General features: G+C 73.5%; 15 protein-coding genes. 5 read left to right on the top strand and 10 right to left on the bottom strand.

The annotated features are described in order from the left end of the window. The first annotated feature begins 22 nt into the window (after positions 1 to 22). On the top strand, positions 23 to 1294 hold the full coding sequence (locus J2S66_RS25650) for an ATP-binding protein (protein WP_374726128.1): 1272 nt from the start codon (positions 23 to 25) through the stop codon (positions 1292 to 1294). A gap of 32 nt (positions 1295 to 1326) precedes the next feature. After that, positions 1327 to 1977, top strand: coding sequence for a response regulator (locus J2S66_RS25645; RefSeq protein ID WP_310309880.1), 651 nt, complete (start codon positions 1327 to 1329; stop codon positions 1975 to 1977). Here the strand turns inward: J2S66_RS25645 and J2S66_RS25640 are convergent. The 3 genes from J2S66_RS25640 to J2S66_RS25630 form a co-directional block, all read right to left on the bottom strand. Continuing rightward, on the bottom strand, positions 1974 to 3341 hold the full coding sequence (locus J2S66_RS25640) for a serine/threonine-protein kinase (protein ID WP_310309879.1): 1368 nt from the start codon (positions 3339 to 3341) through the stop codon (positions 1974 to 1976). The genes J2S66_RS25645 and J2S66_RS25640 overlap by 4 nt on opposite strands. Positions 3342 to 3365: 24 nt before the next feature. Next, positions 3366 to 3776 carry an SsgA family sporulation/cell division regulator gene (locus J2S66_RS25635; protein WP_306743568.1) on the bottom strand — a complete coding sequence of 137 codons (411 nt, stop codon included), beginning with the start codon at positions 3774 to 3776 and terminating at the stop codon, positions 3366 to 3368. A gap of 184 nt (positions 3777 to 3960) precedes the next feature. Continuing rightward, a complete protein-coding gene (locus J2S66_RS25630; RefSeq protein WP_310315075.1) occupies positions 3961 to 4851 on the bottom strand; it encodes a DMT family transporter in 891 nt (296 codons plus the stop codon). Between the two features lie 108 nt (positions 4852 to 4959). On the opposite strand from J2S66_RS25630, the gene J2S66_RS25625 reads away from it, so the two are divergent. Then, complete coding sequence (locus J2S66_RS25625; protein ID WP_310309877.1) at positions 4960 to 5904, top strand: LysR family transcriptional regulator; 945 nt, start codon at positions 4960 to 4962, stop codon at positions 5902 to 5904. Here the strand turns inward: J2S66_RS25625 and J2S66_RS25620 are convergent. The 6 genes from J2S66_RS25620 to J2S66_RS25595 form a co-directional block, all read right to left on the bottom strand. Further along, positions 5901 to 7526, bottom strand: coding sequence for a serine/threonine-protein kinase (locus tag J2S66_RS25620; protein ID WP_310309876.1), 1626 nt, complete (start codon positions 7524 to 7526; stop codon positions 5901 to 5903). The two genes, J2S66_RS25625 and J2S66_RS25620, sit on opposite strands and share 4 nt — an antisense overlap. A gap of 105 nt (positions 7527 to 7631) precedes the next feature. Further along, entirely contained in the window at positions 7632 to 8990 is a 1359-nt protein-coding gene (locus J2S66_RS25615; protein WP_310309874.1) for a serine/threonine-protein kinase, read from the bottom strand. A gap of 364 nt (positions 8991 to 9354) precedes the next feature. Beyond that, a complete protein-coding gene (locus J2S66_RS25610; RefSeq protein ID WP_310309873.1) occupies positions 9355 to 10251 on the bottom strand; it encodes a hypothetical protein in 897 nt (298 codons plus the stop codon). Positions 10252 to 10409: 158 nt separating this feature from the next. Beyond that, complete coding sequence (locus J2S66_RS25605) at positions 10410 to 11210, bottom strand: hypothetical protein (RefSeq protein WP_310309872.1); 801 nt, start codon at positions 11208 to 11210, stop codon at positions 10410 to 10412. A 166-nt stretch (positions 11211 to 11376) separates the two neighbouring features. Then, the gene (locus tag J2S66_RS25600) at positions 11377 to 12294 is read right to left on the bottom strand and encodes a hypothetical protein (RefSeq protein ID WP_310309870.1); all 918 of its coding nucleotides are present in this window, start codon (positions 12292 to 12294) and stop codon (positions 11377 to 11379) included. A 208-nt stretch (positions 12295 to 12502) separates the two neighbouring features. Continuing rightward, positions 12503 to 12820 (bottom strand): hypothetical protein, encoded by a 318-nt coding sequence (locus J2S66_RS25595; protein ID WP_306743561.1) that lies wholly within the window; start codon positions 12818 to 12820, stop codon positions 12503 to 12505. 65 nt (positions 12821 to 12885) lie between these two features. Here J2S66_RS25595 and J2S66_RS25590 point away from each other — a divergent pair, with 65 nt between their 5' ends. After that, the gene (locus J2S66_RS25590; protein ID WP_310309868.1) at positions 12886 to 13983 is read left to right on the top strand and encodes an arginase family protein; all 1098 of its coding nucleotides are present in this window, start codon (positions 12886 to 12888) and stop codon (positions 13981 to 13983) included. On the opposite strand, the gene J2S66_RS25585 is transcribed toward J2S66_RS25590, so the two are convergent. After that, a complete protein-coding gene (locus tag J2S66_RS25585; protein WP_310309867.1) occupies positions 13949 to 14239 on the bottom strand; it encodes a chorismate mutase in 291 nt (96 codons plus the stop codon). The two genes, J2S66_RS25590 and J2S66_RS25585, sit on opposite strands and share 35 nt — an antisense overlap. A 218-nt stretch (positions 14240 to 14457) precedes the next feature. On the opposite strand from J2S66_RS25585, the gene pcrA reads away from it, so the two are divergent. Then, entirely contained in the window at positions 14458 to 16770 is a 2313-nt protein-coding gene (pcrA, locus tag J2S66_RS25580; RefSeq protein ID WP_310309866.1) for a DNA helicase PcrA, read from the top strand. The last annotated feature ends 11 nt before the right edge of the window (positions 16771 to 16781 follow it).

Raw genomic sequence — 16781 nt, 5'->3', positions numbered from 1 at the left:
CGGGACGCACCCTGAACCGGGCATGGGGTGGAACCCTGATGACCTGCCCCCACCCGCGTGTGACGATCGTCGGGTGAGCGTGGAGACGAAGGCGAAAGCCACGGAGCCGGTCCGCCGCAGGCGCACGGGGCGCGTGGTCGCGGGTGTGGCCGGCGGGGTCGCGGACCACCTCGGCGTCGAGGTGTTCTGGGTGCGCGCGGTGTTCGCCGCGCTGACCGCGCTCAACGGCGTCGGCGCCATCGCCTACGGCCTGCTGTGGCTGTTCGTGCCGCAGCAGGCGGCGGGCGTGCCCGAGCAGCCCCCGAACCCCAGGGAGCGGCAGCAGGCGCTGGGCCTGCTCGCCCTGGGCATCGGCGCGGCCGTGCTCACCGGCCTGGTCTCCGGCCCGGTCAGCGGCTGGATCACCGGGCCGCTCGCGGTGGCCATGGTCGGCGCGGCCGTCGTGTGGCGGGAGGCGGACGAGGCCCAGCGCCGCCGCTGGCGGGACGGCGCGCGGTCCGGGCTGCTCGGCACCGGCCGCACCACGGTCGTGCGGGTGCTCGCGGGCGTCGCCCTGGTCGCCATCGGCATCGGCGTGCTGCTGGTCAACAGCTACGGCATCGACCAGCTGCGGTTCGCCCTGCTCGCGGTGGTCGCCACGCTCGGCGGCGTCGCGGTGCTCACCGTGCCGCTGTGGATCAAGCTGATCAACGACCTGGGCGAGGAGCGCCGGGTCCGCATCCGCACCGAGGAGCGCGCCGAGATCGCCGCCCACCTGCACGACTCCGTCCTGCAAACGCTTGCGCTGATCCAGAAGCAGGCCGAGCAGCCGCGCGAGGTCAAGCGCCTCGCCCGCGGCCAGGAGCGGCAGCTGCGCGAGTGGCTGTACGGCAACGTCGTGGAGGACAGCACCCGGCCCAGGACGCTGTCCGCCGCCCTCACCGCCGCGTCCGGCGAGGTGGAGGACCAGTTCGCGCTGTCCGTGCAGCCGGTCGTGGTCGGCGACTGCGAGCTGGACCCCGACCTGTACGCCCTGGTGCAGGCGGCCCGCGAGGCGGTGGTCAACGCGGCCAAGCACGCGGGCGTCGCCGAGATCAGCGTGTACGGCGAGGTGGAGCCCGATCGGGTGACCGTGTTCGTGCGCGACCGGGGCAAGGGCTTCGACCCGGAGACCGTCCCGGAGGACCGGCATGGCCTCGCGGACTCCATCGGGGGGAGGATGGAGCGGCACGGCGGTGAAGTCCGCATCCGCACCTCGCTGGGCGAGGGGACGGAAGTGCAGCTGATGATGCCGAGGAAGGCAGCCGACAAGTGATCGGCTGACGAGTGGGAGACGGGGGCCGGACCGTGGCGGTACGGGTGTTCCTGGTGGACGACCACGCGCTGTTCCGCGCGGGCGTGCGGGCCGAGCTGGACTCGATCACGGACGACGTCGAGGTGGTCGGCGAGGCCGGCTCCGTCGGGGAGGCGGTCGTCGGCATCGGCCACCACCGGCCCGACGTGGTGCTGCTCGACGTGCACATGCCCGACGGCGGCGGGGCGGAGGTGCTGCGGCAGGTCCGCACGGCGCTGCCCGAGGTGGTGTTCCTGGCGCTGTCGGTGTCCGACGCGGCCGAGGACGTCATCGCGGTCATCCGGGCCGGCGCGCGCGGGTACGTGACGAAGACGATCTCCAGCCAGGAGCTGGTGCGCGCGGTCGTGCGGGTCGCGGAGGGCGACGCGGTGTTCAGCCCCCGGCTGGCCGGGTTCGTGCTGGACGCGTTCGCGGACCGGCCGGGCGCGGCCCCGATCAGCGACCCGGAGCTGGACCTGCTCACCCCGCGCGAGCGGGACGTGCTGCGGCTGCTGGCGCGCGGCTACGCGTACAAGGAGATCGCCTCGGAGCTGTTCATCTCGGTGAAGACGGTCGAGACGCACGTGTCGAGCGTGCTGCGCAAGACGCAGCTGTCCAACCGGTACGAGCTGTCGCGCTGGGCGTCGGACCGCCGCCTGGTCTAGCCGAACTGCTGCGAGCCCGTGATCACCAGTCGGCCGGGGCCGGGCTCGACCCGCAGCTCGTAGTCCCCGCTGGTCTCCACCCCGGCCTCCACGAAGACCACCCGGGTGCGCACCAGGACGGTCGCCCCGTCCTGGACCGCCTCGATCAGCGACATCCGCACGTCCTCGTACCGGCCCCAGAACGCGGAGTACTCCTCGAACGGCAGGCGGTAGGACTCGGCGAGGTTCTCGTACGCTCTCGACGGGTCCTCGGGCAGCACCTCGTAGTGGCCGCGGACCAGTTCGACGGCGTTGTCGGCCGGGGACGGCACCCACTGCTCGACCGGCGGCCGGCCGTCGTGGAGTCCCAGCGCGTTGCCGAGGTCCACCACGTCGAGGTCCACCGCGGTGTACCCGACGACGCCCGCGACCAGCAGCACGGCCACGAACAGCGCGGCGACCACCCCGCGCCGGCGTGGGCCGGGGGCGGGTTCCGCCGCGGGCACCTCGGCGGGTTCGGGCTCCGGCTCGGGTCCCGGCGCCGGTTTCGGGGCGGACATCGGCGAGGTCGCCGGTGCGTGCGCGACCAGCAGGTCCACCAGTTCGGCGGCGGTCGGCCGCTCCGCGGGGTCCGGGGACAGCACTCGGGTGAGCAGGTCCGTCAGCCCGCCCGAGCGGGTGGGCGGCTCGATCCGGCCGGCGGCGGCCCGGTAGAGCAGGCCGAAGTTGTTGTCCGACTCGCCGTAGGGCGACCTGCCCTCGGTCGCCGCGTACAGGGTCGCGCCGAGGGAGAAGACGTCGGAGGCGCTGTCCGGCTGTTCGCCGCGCGCCACCTCGGGCGCGAGGTACGCCGGGGTGCCGGTGATCATGCCGCTGTCGGTCAGCGTGCCGTCACCCGTGGCGCGGGAGATGCCGAAGTCGGTGAGCTTCACCGTGCCGTCGCGCCCGATCAGCACGTTGGACGGCTTCACGTCGCGGTGCACGATGCCCGCCGCGTGCGCCGCGGCGAGCGCGGCGGCGACCTGGCCGCCGATCCTGGCCGTCTCTGCCGGGCCCACCGCACCGTCCTCCGCCAGCAGCCCGGCGAGGCTGCGGGAGGGCAGGTGCTCCATGACCAGCCACGGCCGGCCGTCCTCGACCACCACGTCGAACAGGGCGACGGCGTGGGGGTGGTGCAGCCTGGCGGCGTTGCGCGCCTCGCGCATCGCCCGGGCCCTGGCGACCTCCGCCTCGTCCGGCGTCAGGTCGGGCATGCGGAGCTGCTTCACGGCCACCTCGCGGTCGAGGAGCTCGTCGTGCGCCCGCCAGACGATGCCCATGGCGCCGCTGCCGACCCGCTCGACCAGCGCGTACCGACCGCCTACCGTCCCCCCGGACCCCGTCACGGGTTACGAGGGTAGGCGACGAGGTCAGTTGGTCGAGACCAGCTTGGCCAATTCGCGGTCGAAGTCGATCCACAGGTCCTCCTCGCCGGGCTGCACCACGTCGTAGGTGAGGTCCAGGAACTCGGCGATGTGCTCGGCCTCGGCGGACAGGATCGCGAACCCGGTCGGCGCGTTCAGCTCCAGCAGGACCCGCTCCGGGTCGTCGGCGGCCGGGCGGATGAGGATGTCGCCCTCGCCGGACGCGGTCAGCAGGCCGTCGGCCAGCAGGTCGCGGGCGAAGATCCACTCGACCTTGCCCTGCCCGGTGTGGAACAGGACGGCCACCGCGTACGGGTCCTCCGGTTCGTAGTGCAGCTCGGCCTCCACCGGCGCCGGGGCGATCCCCGGTACGAGGAGGTGGAACGTCGTCGTGGTGGTGATGCTCTCGGTGCTCATGTCCTTGGGGTTCCCTTCGGCGTCCATCCCTTTCATGAGAAGAGACGTCCGAGGGGGCGAATCGGGACGTGCTTCGCCTGAACACCACGCGATCGGGGGAGACCTGCGTCTCAAGTCCACCCGTTTGCCCAGGACGGGTGTCCCAACTGGCTCATACCGGCGGGTAACCCAGCGTTATCCCTGGTCACTTGAGCGTAGTCGCCAACTCCCGGATCGGCACGCCGGGCGCCGGGGCGCGCCGCTTCCGGGTCAGCGCGACGCCCGCGAGCACGACCACCATGCCGAGCACCACCCGCGCGTCGAGCGCCTCGCCGAGGAACGCCGCGCCGAGCAGCACGGAGACCACCGGCAGCAGGTAGCCCACCGTCGTGGCGTCGGTCGCGCCCACGTCCTGGATGAGCCGGTAGTTGAGGGCGAACGCGACGCCGGTGCCGAACACGCCCAGGACGGCCACGGCGACCAGCGGCCGCCAGTCGAGGTGCACCGGCTGGAGGCCGCCCGCGGGCACGACGAGCGCGGTGAGCCCGGAGGCGGCCACGAGCTGCGTGGCGGAGAGCTGGAGGGGCGTGGAGCCGCGCCCGGCCACCGTGCGGCCCACGTAGCTGTAGGAGACCGCGTACGACGCGGCGGCCAGCAGGCACGCCAGCGCGCCCCAGCTCGCCAGGCCGGCCCGCTCCCACGGCGCGAAGATGAGCAGCGTGCCCGCGAAGCCGAGCGCGAGGCCGACGAGCCGCACCGCGCCGCCGCCGCGCTCCGTGCCCAGCACCAGGCCGATCGCCAGCGCCCACAGCGGCGTGGTGGCGTTCAGCACGCCCGCCACGCCGGAGTCCACGGTCTGCTCGCCGACCGCGAACAGCACGAACGGGACGACGTTGCCGAACACCGCGGCGAGCGCCAGGTGGCCCCACACCGCCCGGTCGCGCGACAGCCGCCGACCGCCGACCCGGAGCAGCACCACCAGGACGCCCGCGCCCAGGACCGTGCGGGCCAGGGCGATCTGGACCGGCGACAGGCCGGTGAGGGCGATCTTGATCCACAGGAAGCTGGAGCCCCACAGCAGGGCGAGGACGCCCATCCTGATCAGCGTGCCGGGTCTGTTCACGGGTCAACCCTGAGCCATGCGAAGCATCAGCACAAGTGAAGAGAACTGCACGACGCTTAAGCAGAGCTGTAGCGTGGCGGCATGTTGGACGTACGACGCATGCAGGTGCTCCGGGCCGTGGTCTCCACCGGCTCCATCACCGCCGCCGCGGAGAACCTCGGGTACACGCCCTCGGCCGTCAGCCAGCAGGTGGCGGCCCTGGAGAGGGAGGCGGGGCTGCCGCTGCTCGACCGCGTCGGGCGCGGCGTGCGGCCCACCACGGCGGGCCGGGTGCTCACCGAGCACGCCGCCCGCATCGCCGACCGGCTCGTCGAGGCCGAGGCGGCCCTGGCCGACCTGCGCGCGGGCCGCACGGGCCGGTTGCGCGTGCGGTACTTCGCCACCGCGGGAGCGGCGCTCGTGCCGCCCGCCGTGGCCGCGTTCCGCGCCGCCCACCCCGACGTGGCGCTCGACCTGAAGCTCACCGAGCCCGACGACCCCGCGGTCGAGGTGGCGGCCGGGCGGGCCGACGTGGCCGTCGTGGTGAGCCACGCGACCGACGAGCCGACGCGCGGCGTTCACCTCGTGCACCTGCTCGATGACCCGTACCTGGCCGTGCTGCCGCGCGGGCACGAGCTGGCCCGCAAGCGCGTGCTGGACCTCGCCGACCTGGCCGGGGAGCCGTGGGTGGACGCCGTCGTGCCGCCGGGGCCGTGCCGCGGCATCGTGCTCGACGCGTGCGCGGGAGCCGGGTTCGCGCCCACCGTGGTGGTGGAGGCCGACGACTACCCGACCGCGCAGGGCTTCGTCGCGGCCGGGCTCGGCGTGACCATCGTGCCCAGGCTCAGCCTGGGCGTCGTGCACCCCGGCGTGGTGGTGCGCAGGCTGCGCCGCCCCGAGCCGACCAGGACGATCTGCGCGGCCGCGCGCGAGGACGCCGTCGGCTCGCCCGCCGTGGACAGCCTGCTGAAGGCGCTGCGGGCCGCGGCGGCCAGCCAGGGGCCGACGACGCAGGGGACGACGACGCAGGGGACGACGACCCCCTAGGACCGGCCGAGGTTCTGCTCGTTGGAGATGAACAGGCTCTGCTGCGCCCACTGGAGCACGATCAGCTTGCGCTCCACGACCTGCTGGCCGCCCTTGGTGGTGAAGGTCAGCTCGACCTCGTAGGCGAAATCGGAGTTCCGCCGCACGCCCGTCAGCTCGACCGTCTCGAACTGGTTCCACCAGCTCTTGTAGCCCTCGAAGCCGCCCTTGGCGTCCTTCATGGGCTGGGCCAGCCGGCCCCAGCTGGCGTCGAGGTCCACCGGCAGCAGCTGGTAGTACTCGCGGACCGTCCGCTCCTGGTCCTGCTCCGTCGGCGCGCTGGTGTAGGTGGCGGGCGGTCCCGGCGCCTTCTTCGTCGACGTCGTCGACGGCTCGCCGCCCGCGGCGGGCGCGGTGGTCGACGTGTTCGGGCCCGCCTGGTTGCCGGGGTCGTCGCCGCCCGACATCAGGCTGGCCAGCAGGATGCCCGCGGTGGCCGCGCCCGCGATGGCGAGCGCGGTGATCACGGTGGAGCGCTTGCTCTTGAGCGCGCCGCCGCGGCCGGCCGGTCTCGACGCGCCCCGCGGGCGGTCCGGCGGCGGGATGTACGCCGCGGGCCGGGCCTGCTGCTGCACGGGCGGCGGGGCCTGCACGGCGGGCGCCACGCGCGTCGCGGCGGGCGACCCGCTCTGGTGACCCTGGGGGATGCCCGACGCGGGCGTCATCGCGCGGGTCGCCGCGGCGGGCGGCGTCTGCACGGGCGAGCCCTGCCACGACGGCGGGTGGCTCTGCGGCATCGGCATCGGGAAGTCCGGCGCGGCCCGGCCAGCGGCCACCGCCGCCAGGGCCTCGCGCGCCTCGGCCATCGTCGGCCGGTCCTCCGGCTCGGCGCGCAGCAGGCGCATCAGCAGCGCCGTCAGCGGACCGGCCTGCTTGGGCGGCACGACCTTGCCGGACGCCACCTGGTGCAGCAGCGCGATGGTGTTCTCGTTCAGACCGAACGGCGGCATGCCCTCGATCGCCGCGTACAGCGTCGAACCCAGCGAGAACACGTCCGACGGCGGGCCCGGGTCGTAGCCCTTGGCCACCTCGGGGGCGAGGTACGCCGGGGTGCCGGCGAGCATGCCGGTCGCGGTGACCGTGACGTCGCCGGTGGCCCGGGAGATGCCGAAGTCGGTGATCTTCACCGTGCCCTCGTTGCCGAGGAGGATGTTGCCGGGCTTGATGTCGCGGTGCACGATGCCCGCGTTGTGCGCGGCGGCGAGCGCCGACGCCACCTGCTGCCCGATCGAGGCCACGTCGCGGGGCGGCAGCGTGCCGCGCTCCGACAGCACCGTGGACAGGCTCTTGGACGGCAGGTACTCCATCACCAGCCACGGCTGGCCGTCGTCCTCCGCCACGTCGTACACCGCGATGGCGTGCGGGTGCTGGAGGCGGGCCGCGATCCGGCCCTCGCGCATCGCGCGGCGCTTCGCCTCGTCCGTGTCGGCTTCCGCGAGCCCCGGCTGGAGCAGCAGCTGCTTCACGGCGACGGTGCGGTGCAGGCGCTCGTCGTGCGCCTGCCAGACGATGCCCATCGCACCGCTGCCGATCCGCTGGCCAAGTCGGTAGCGGCCGGCAACCAGGCGGCCATCGTCGGTCACGGCGTGCTCCCAGTAAGTGCTAGGACTTCTGTGGCGAACGACCGGACGCCACTAGGACAAGAACGGTGCATCACCCGATTGGGTTCGACGCACACCATACGAGGTTCACGACCCGACCGGGTTCACCGGTGGTACCGAGATCGAGGTCGTCGGTGGCGTCGTCGTGGTGGTCGACGTGGTGGTGGTCGTCGTCGTGGTGGTGGTCGTGGTCGTCGTGGTGGTGGTCCGCTCCTGGGTCGTGGTGGTCGGGACGACCTCCTGGGTCGTGGTCGTGGGGACCACCTCCTGGGTCGTCGTCACCACCTGCGGCGGTGTGGTGGTGGTCGTCGGCGCGGGCGTGGACGAGCTGGAGCCGCCCGCCGGCGGGGTGGTCGGCGACTTGTCGAACACGTCGAGCGCGACGAGCAGGAAGCCGACCAGCAGGATGACGCCCAGCACTACCGCCGCGACCACCAGCGGCCGGTTGTTGTTCGACGGCGGCGGGGCCACCGGCGGGATGGTCCCGGCCGTCCGCGGGCCGACCGTGCGCGGACCGGGGCGCACCACGCGGGTGCGGTCGCCGTCCAGCACGGTCGTCGCGCCCGCGCCCAGCGGCGCCAGCCCGATCGAGGTGGCCGGGGCCAGGCCGGTCAGGCTCGGGTTGCGCCCGTGCGCGACCGCGTTGAGCAGGTCTCGGGCCTGGGCCATGGTCGGCCGGGCCTCGGGGTCGTAGTTGAGGAACCGCAGCAGCACGTCGGTCAGCGGGTGGTCGAGCGTCGGCGGGTTGATCCGGCCCGCGGCGACCGCGTGCAGCACGCCCAGGGTGTTCTCCGACAGCCCGAACGGCGGTTCGCCCTCGGCCGCCGCGTACAGCGTCGAGCCGAGCGAGAACACGTCCGAGGCGGGCGTCGGGTCCTGGCCGCGCGCGATCTCCGGCGCGAGGTACGCGGGGGTGCCCGCGATCAGGCCGGTCTTGGTGACCGTGACGTCGTCGCTGGCCCGCGAGATGCCGAAGTCGGTGATCTTGACCAGGCCGTTGTCGGCGAGCAGCACGTTGCCGGGCTTCACGTCGCGGTGCACGATCCCGGCCGCGTGGGCGGCGGCCAGCGCGGCGGCGGCCTGCATGCCGATCTGCGCGACCTCCAGCGGGTCCAGCGGACCGTGCTCGGCCATCGTGTCGGCGAGGCTGTAGGACGGCAGGTACTCCATGACCAGGCACGGAGCGCCGTCCTCCTCCACCACGTCGTAGACGGCGATGGCGTTGGGGTGGTGCAGCTTCGCGGCGATGCGGCCCTCGCGCATGGCGCGCTGGATCGCCTCGTCCTTCTCGCGCGCCTCCAGGCTGGGCTGGAGCAGCAGCTGCTTGACCGCGACGACGCGGCCGAGCCGCTCGTCCTGGGCACGCCACACGACGCCCATCGCGCCGCTGCCGATCCTGTCCAGGAAACGGTAGCGATCGGCGATCACGCGACCGTCGTTGCTCACCGGACCACCTCGCTGGGGCGCTGCGTGGCCGCGGCAAGGGCAGCTGGTCTCACGCTGGGGCTCCTCGTCGTGCGGGTCGGTGCGCGGAACAGGCTAGGCCACCGCTCGCCCGCAGAGCCTACCCCGGTCGTGACGACGGCTTTCGCACCGTTGTGCGGGTCACCCGCGCCGGGACGACGCCCGTGGAGGGGTGACCGGGAAGGGATACCCGATGAGGGCGTCGGGCGGGAGGTGTTCCCGCGAAGACCGCGCACATTGGGGCCGAACGGCCCAACCGCCGCGGAGCCGCGCCGGACGCGCGACCAGGGCACGCCGAACGGCCCACCCGGGTGTCCCGGGTCGACCCGCGGCGTGCGTGGAGCGATCAGTTCCCCGGCGCGAAGAAGTCGAAGCCGCCGATCGGGTCGAGCAGGCCGCCCAGGTCGAGGCCTACCCCGATCCCGGCGGACGGCGCGCTGGAGGAGGGCGCACTGGAGGAGGGCGCACTGGAGGACGGCGCCGTCGAGGAGGGCGGGGTCGGGGACGGCTGCGCGGAGGACGGCGGCGTGCTCGCGTCCGAGGAGGGCGGCGCGGTGGACGACGAGGTCGGCGAGGCGGGCGGGGTGCTGCTCGGCGGCGCGGGCGTCGTCGTGCCGGTGCTCGGCGGCGGCGTGGTCGTCTGCTCGGTGACGGCGGTCGGCGCCTGCGCCGTGGTCGACGGGGCCTGCTCCTGCGCGGTGGTCTGCCTCGGCGCCTGCTGCTGGGTGCGCTGCGGGCGCTGGGTGGTCGTCGGCTCCGGCGTGGTGGTCGTGGTCTCGACCTGCGCCTGCTGCGTCTCCTGCTGCTTGGCGGCGGCCGCGCCGAGGTCCTTGGTGAGCGTGTTCGTGGCCCGGGCGGCCGGGCGGGCGTCGAAGCGCACCTCCGCCGGCGGTCGCTCGTCGGGCGACGAGAGCAGGTTGGTCGCGCTGAACGCGACGGTGCCGGCGAGCACCACGCCGCCACCGGCCATCGCGACGATCTTCGGCACGGAGAACCCGCCGCCGCGCTCCTCCTCGCCGGCCCGCCCCTCGCGCTTCAGCAGCTCGGTGACGTGCAGTTCCCGGCCGGAGAGGTTGGCGGTGGGCGTGAAGCGCACCGTCTCCTCGGACCCGCGCGCGGGCAGGTCCTCGGTGATCCTCGGGATCGGCTGCGTCTCCGCCTCACGCCGCGCGATCAGGTCGGCGACCGACAGCTTCGCCGTCGAATCACCATCCAATCGACGGCGTTTGTCGTCGTTCGACACCGCTGGACACCTCTCCCGGTGGAGTGCGTTGCGCTACTGACCGGGACATGGATACCGAATTGTGACCGAGTTCGTAACCCCTTTGGGGGAAGTCCGACACATAAACACAGTTGACATGCACGCAGGGTCAATCGAGAGCGGCGGATCGTCACGCACGGTCATTTCCGCTGTGCGGACAGGACCTCCGCGTCGACGATCCGCGGGACCGTCGTGTCGGTCAGCCGGAACAGCTGCTCGACCCGCATCCAGTCGCCGCCGGACTCCTGCACGGACACCACGGCGAGGACCGCGCCGTCGGGGCGCAGGCTGGTCGACTCGATCGTGATCGCCCGCACGCCGCGCCACGCCGCCACGAACTCCCGGGCGCTGTCGCCCAGCAGGTCCGGCGACAGCAGCCGCGAGGCGTCGACGGGCTTCGAGGGCAGCAGCTCGAAGAACCTGCGGACCGCTTCCACCTGCGGCTTCGGCCCGGTCGGCAGGATCGCGTGCACGTCGTCCCCGAGCGGCGACGGCAGGTCCTCGGCGACCGGGGACGCGCCGAGCGGGAGCCCGTCGGGCCGGTTCACGCCCAGGCGCTCCGCCAGCACGTCGGGGCGCAGCGCGGACGCACCGCTGATCGGCCCGGGCGCCTCGACGCGCGGCTCGTCCGGCCCGGCTCCGCGGTGGGCCGCCAGCAGCGAGGCGGCGGCCACCGAGGCCAGCACCAGCGCCGCACCGGCGGCCACGCCGACGAGCCGCGCCCGTCTGCCCCGCCGGGCCGACGGGCGCGGCCCCCGGACGGGCGGGTCGGCCCCCGGATCGGTCACCGGATCGGTCACCGGGCCTGTCACCGGGCCGTGCGCGGCGGCCCGACCGGGTGAGGGGGTGCGCACCGGCGCCGGCTGCTTCCTGATGAGCTCGGCGACGGACACCGAACCCGCGCGGCTGTGCCTGCGACCGCTCGTCGTGGAGCGCTGCACTGGGACTCCTCGGCTGGACGACGCAAGACAGGTACCGTGCCCGACCAGCGGAAAGCCAGTTCGGCGCACGAGTTCACCCGTTCGTGGCGGTGAGCGGCCAACAGTCGTCCCTCGATCGGGCGAAGCGCTACGCAGCGGCGTTCCGCTGTGCGTCCGCGAACGACCGCTAGGCGCTCCCGGCGGGCCTCTCGGCGGCGATGAGCGGCTCGTCGCCGGTGGTGAACACCAGCTCCCACCGCTCGGTGCTCGTCGACCCGTCCGCGCGGGTCACCAGGATCGTGCTGGTCGTCGTCCCCCTGGCCGGGTCCACGCTGATCTGCTTCACCTCGACCAGCGACACGTCGGCGTACCGCTGCTCCAGCAACGCCCGCGCGTCCGGTCGGAACGCCGCCGACACCATCGCGACGGCGGTACCCGCGTTCCGCACCGCTTCCTCGTAGAACCGCTCCGTGAGGGTGGCGACGTCCTCGACGTCGACCAGCGGCGCCGAGTCGCCGGGCACGGTGGTGACGCCGGGCGCGGAAGGCGGGAGGACTGTGACGTCCGGGGCGCGGCCCCCGGATCGGGTGCCGGACGGGCCGCCGGGCACACCGCCGCGCTCCTCCGGGGAGCCGTCGCCCGACCCCGCGCGCAGGACGTCCACGCGCGGACCGGGGGCGGTGCGGCGGTCGTCGGGCGTGGGGACGGCCGTGGTCCCCGCCGTCGACGGCGTGCCGCTCGGGAACCTCGTCAGCAGCGGCACGTCGGTCGGGTAGCCGGGCATCCCGATGCGCTCCGCGGGACCGACCGGCCCGACGAGCTCCGACGCCACGACGGCCAGGCCCACGAGGACCGCGGCGGAGGACAGCACCGCGAACCACGCGGCGCGGCGCCACGTCCTCGGCGGTGTCACCGAGGCGGGCACCAGGCCGATGTCGAACTTCCGCAGGCCCACCGCGTCCGTGTCGACGAACGGGTCGCGCGCCCGCTGGGCGGGCAGGGAGAGCGCCGCCGCGGGCGGCGGGTCGCCGATGTCGGGCAGCCGGACCGCCACCCGGTCGTCGACCCGGTGCCTGCCCGACCGCTCCTGTTCCCCGATGTCCATGTTGTGCAGACCCCTCCCACCCCCTGGTCGGACGCCCGGGAAGGGGCAGCTCACCTGTGTGGCTCAAGTGACGTGCGGGGCACCGGGGATGGGATGTCGTGGACCCCGCGACCACCTCACCGTAGGCGCGGGGTCCACGTGGAGCCGACCGGATCAGCCTTGTAACGACCACTGCCACACTTAAGAGTGAATCTTGGCCGTCTGTCGCTCAGCTCCCGCTGTTGAGCCTCTTCCGGGTGCCCTGGAGCGCGTTGGTGGCGGCCAGGCCCGCGCCACCCGCGATCAGCGCGCCGATGACGTCGCCGGACACCCCCTCGCCCGAGGTGATGAGCAGGCCCACCAGGGCGATGATCGTGGTCACGCCGGCGAGCGTCCACCGGCTTCGGACGTACTGCGCGATGGGCGCGCCCGCGGCGCGCTTGGACTTGGCGGCCGAGCCCAGCATCGCGAGGTAGCCGTCGTGCGCCAGCGCGGCCAGCACACCCAGGATCGCGACGAGGCCCGTGATCAGACCGATGACTCCCATGCGGACAGTGTGCCCGCGGCCAAACCCGCTGGACCATCCGTGATCGCCCTGATATCCACCGTCGCGTGGAGGTCTTCTGGCACGACGCCTGCCTGGAGCACGACCCGGGCTCGGGCCTGTGGGAGCTGCCGGGCGAGTGGGACTGCCTCGACGTCCCCGAACCGCACCCGGAGAGCGCCGCCCGGCTGCGCACGTTCCGGCACGCCCTGCGGCACGGCCCCGTCGCCCGCCACCTCACCTGGTCGCCCGGCCGGTTCGCCGGGGACGACGAGCTGGCCCGCGTGCACACCCCCGAGTACCTGGAGCACCTCCGCGACGCCTGCCGCCGGCGGACGAACGTCGAGGTCAACACGGTCGTCGGCCCCGGCTCGTGGGACGCGGTCAGGGCCGCCGCCGGCACCGCGCTCGCCGCGTACGAGGCGGTCGCCGAGGGGCGGGCGCGCCTGGCCTACGCGCTGGTCCGGCCGCCCGGCCACCACGCCCAGCCCGGCTTGGCGGACGGCTACTGCCTGGTGAACAACGCCGCGCTGGTCGCCGAGACGGCCCGCCGCGCGGGACGCCGGGTCGCCGTCCTCGACTGGGACGTCCACCACGGCAACGGCACGCAGGAGGTGTTCCGCGACACACCGGACGTGCTCACCGTCTCCGTCCACATGCGGCACGGCCCGTGGGGCGCGAACCACGCGCAGACCGGCGGACCGGAGGAGAGCGGGCCGGGCAACGTCAACGTCGAGCTGTCCCTCGGCGCGGGGGACCACGCCTACCGGCGGGCGTTCGAGGAGGTGGCGCTCCCGGCGGTCACCGAGTTCGGCGCGGACCTGCTGGTCTGCGCCTCGGGTTTCGACGGCTCGGCGTTCGACCCGAACGGCAGGCACAACCTGACCGCCGCCGGCTACCGGTGGATCGGCGGCGCGGTGGCCGGCCTCGGCCTGCCCGCCGTGCTCACGCAGGAGGGCGGCTACCTGCGCGGGTACGCCGCGCTGTGCCTGCACGCCCTCGTGGAGGGGCTGCTGGGGCTGGAGCTGCTGGACGACCCGCTGGCCTACGTGCCGGACGACACCCAGCTGGTGGACGCGGACCTGGCGCGCGCCAGGTCCGCGCTCACCGGCTGGGCGTTCGCCCGTGCGGTCACTGGCGACCCATCGGCCCGCGACCGAGCTTGAGCAGGATCATCGCCAGGTCGCGGCCCTCGGGGCCGAGCTCCCGGTAGCGGTTGAGCACGTCGATCTCCCGGTTGTGCACGATCCGCGTGCCGCCCGCGGCCATCCGCGCCGCGCCGATGACCTTGGAGATCTCGATCCGCCGCTTGACCAGCCGCAGCAGCTCGGCGTCCAGGTGGTCGATCTCCTGGCGGAGCGCGTCGATGTCGTGGTCGGCGCCGTGGCCGGCGTCGGTGGGGGCGGCGTCGGTGCTGTTCATCGTGAGGACCTCTCGACTCTGGTGGGAGTCCCTGCCCCGGAAGCGACGAAGCCCCGGGGTCCGAGGACTCCGGGGCTTCGTGGTGGCTTGGTCGCGCTAGCGCCCCACGGGAGCCGGAATCCGGTTCCCGTAGAAAAACTCGAAGTGGGTCGCCTGCACAACTCCCACTATGCCACAGCACCCGCGCTGTCGGGGGCACCCGGTACCGTGGACGGACGATGAGCGCCTTGTTCGACTTGCCCGCAAGTCCCCCCTCCTCCCGGTCCGCGCGCCTGCTCGACGACCTCAACCCGGCCCAGCGCCGGGCCGTCGAGCACGCCGGGTCGCCGATGCTCGTCGTCGCCGGTGCGGGTTCCGGCAAGACGAGGGTGCTCACGCGCCGCATCGCCCACCTGCTGTCCGAGCGCGGCGCGCACCCCGGCGAGATCATGGCCATCACCTTCACCAACAAGGCCGCCGCCGAGATGAAGGAGCGCGTGGCCGACCTGGTCGGCCCGCGCGCCCGGTCGATGTGGGTGTCCACGTTCCACTCGATGTGCGTCCGGGTCATGCGCCGCGAGGCCAAGGTGCTGGGCATGTCGTCCAACTTCTCGATCTACGACTCGGACGACACGCGCCGCCTCATCACCCTGGTGGCCCGCGACCTCGACCTGGACCCGAAGCGGTACCCGGCGCGCACGCTCGCCATCCACATCTCGAACCTGAAGAACGAACTGGTGGACGCGGCCACGGCCAAGGACCGCGCGACCAACGACCTGGAGCGCCGCGTCGCCGAGGTCTACGAGAGCTACCAGCGCAGGCTCACCGAGTCGAACTCGCTCGACTTCGACGACCTGATCATGCGGACCGTCGAGCTGCTCCAGGACCACCCCGACGTGGCCGAGCACTACCACCGCCGGTTCAAGCACGTGCTGGTCGACGAGTACCAGGACACCAACCACGCCCAGTACACGCTGGTCCGCGAGCTGGTCGGGACCGGTTCCGACGGCGTGCCGCCCGCCGAGCTGTGCGTGGTGGGCGACGCGGACCAGTCGATCTACGCGTTCCGCGGCGCGACGATCCGCAACATCGTGGAGTTCGAGCGGGACTACCCGCAGGCCACCACGATCCTGCTGGAGCAGAACTACCGCTCGACGCAGACCATCCTGACGGCGGCCAACGCGGTCATCTCGCGCAACCCGGACCGGCGCGACAAGCGGCTGTGGAGCGACCTGGGCGACGGCGAGAAGATCGTCGGCTACGTCGCGGACAACGAGCACGACGAGGCGCAGTTCGTCGCGAACGAGATCGACCGGCTGGTCGACTCCGGCGAGGCGAACAACGGCGAGATCGCCGTGTTCTACCGCACCAACAACCAGTCGCGCGTGTTCGAGGAGATCTTCATCCGCCTCGGCCTGCCCTACAAGGTCGTCGGCGGCGTGCGGTTCTACGAGCGGCGCGAGGTGCGCGACGCCCTGGCCTACCTGCGGGCGCTGTCCAACCCGGACGACACGGTGTCGCTGCGGCGCATCCTCAACGTGCCCAAGCGCGGCATCGGCGACCGCGCCGAGGCGTGCGTCTCGACCTACGCCGAGCGCGAGCGGATCGGCTTCGCCCAGGCCCTGCGCGACGCCGTGGTCGGCCGCGTGCCGATGCTCAACCCGCGCTCCCGCAACGCCATCGCCGGGTTCGTCGAGCTGATGGACGAGCTGGGCGTGATGGTCGAGCGCGGCGACGACGTGGCCGACATCCTGGAGGCGGTGCTGGAGAGGACCGCCTACCGGGCCGAGCTGGAGGCCAGCGACGACCCCCAGGACCACACCCGGGTCGAGAACCTCAACGAGCTGGTCACGGTGGCCCGCGAGTTCACCGACCTGGGCACGGCCGTCCCCGTCCCGGACGAGGACGAGGGCCTGCCCGCCGAGGGGTCGCTGGGCGCCTTCCTGGAGCGGGTGTCGCTGGTCGCGGACGCCGACTCGGTGCCGGACGCGGAGTCCGACGGGGTGGTCACGCTGATGACCCTGCACACCGCGAAGGGCCTGGAGTACCCGGTCGTGTTCTGCACGGGCTGGGAGGACGGCGTCTTCCCGCACATGCGGGCCCTGGGCGACCCGGCGGAGCTGTCCGAGGAGCGGCGGCTGGCCTACGTGGGCATCACGCGGGCGCAGCAGCGGCTGTACCTGTCGCGGGCGCTGGTGCGCTCGGCGTGGGGCCAGCCGTCGGCGAACCCCGCGTCGCGGTTCCTCGACGAGATCCCGGCCGAGCTGGTCGACTGGCGCAGGGTCGAGCCGAGGCGGTCCGCGCCGTCCGCGCCCACCTCGTGGGGCCACTCGTCGTCCTCGCCGCGTCCCGCGCCGGTGAACAACCAGTGGAAGGACACGCCCGCGATCAAGCTCGACGTGGGCGACCGGGTCACGCACGACAAGTACGGGTTGGGGCGCGTGGTGGCCGTGGACGGCTCCGGGCCCCGGGCGACCGCCACGATCGACTTCGGCGGCTCGGGCACCGTGCGGCTCATGCTCATCGGCGGCGTGCCCCTGGTGAAGCTCTGACGGGTCTTCCG

Origin of the sequence: Saccharothrix longispora (assembly GCF_031455225.1) — a bacterium.
GTDB classification, from domain to species: domain Bacteria; phylum Actinomycetota; class Actinomycetes; order Mycobacteriales; family Pseudonocardiaceae; genus Actinosynnema; species Actinosynnema longispora.
This window is presented reverse-complemented; position numbering and strand designations above follow the sequence as displayed.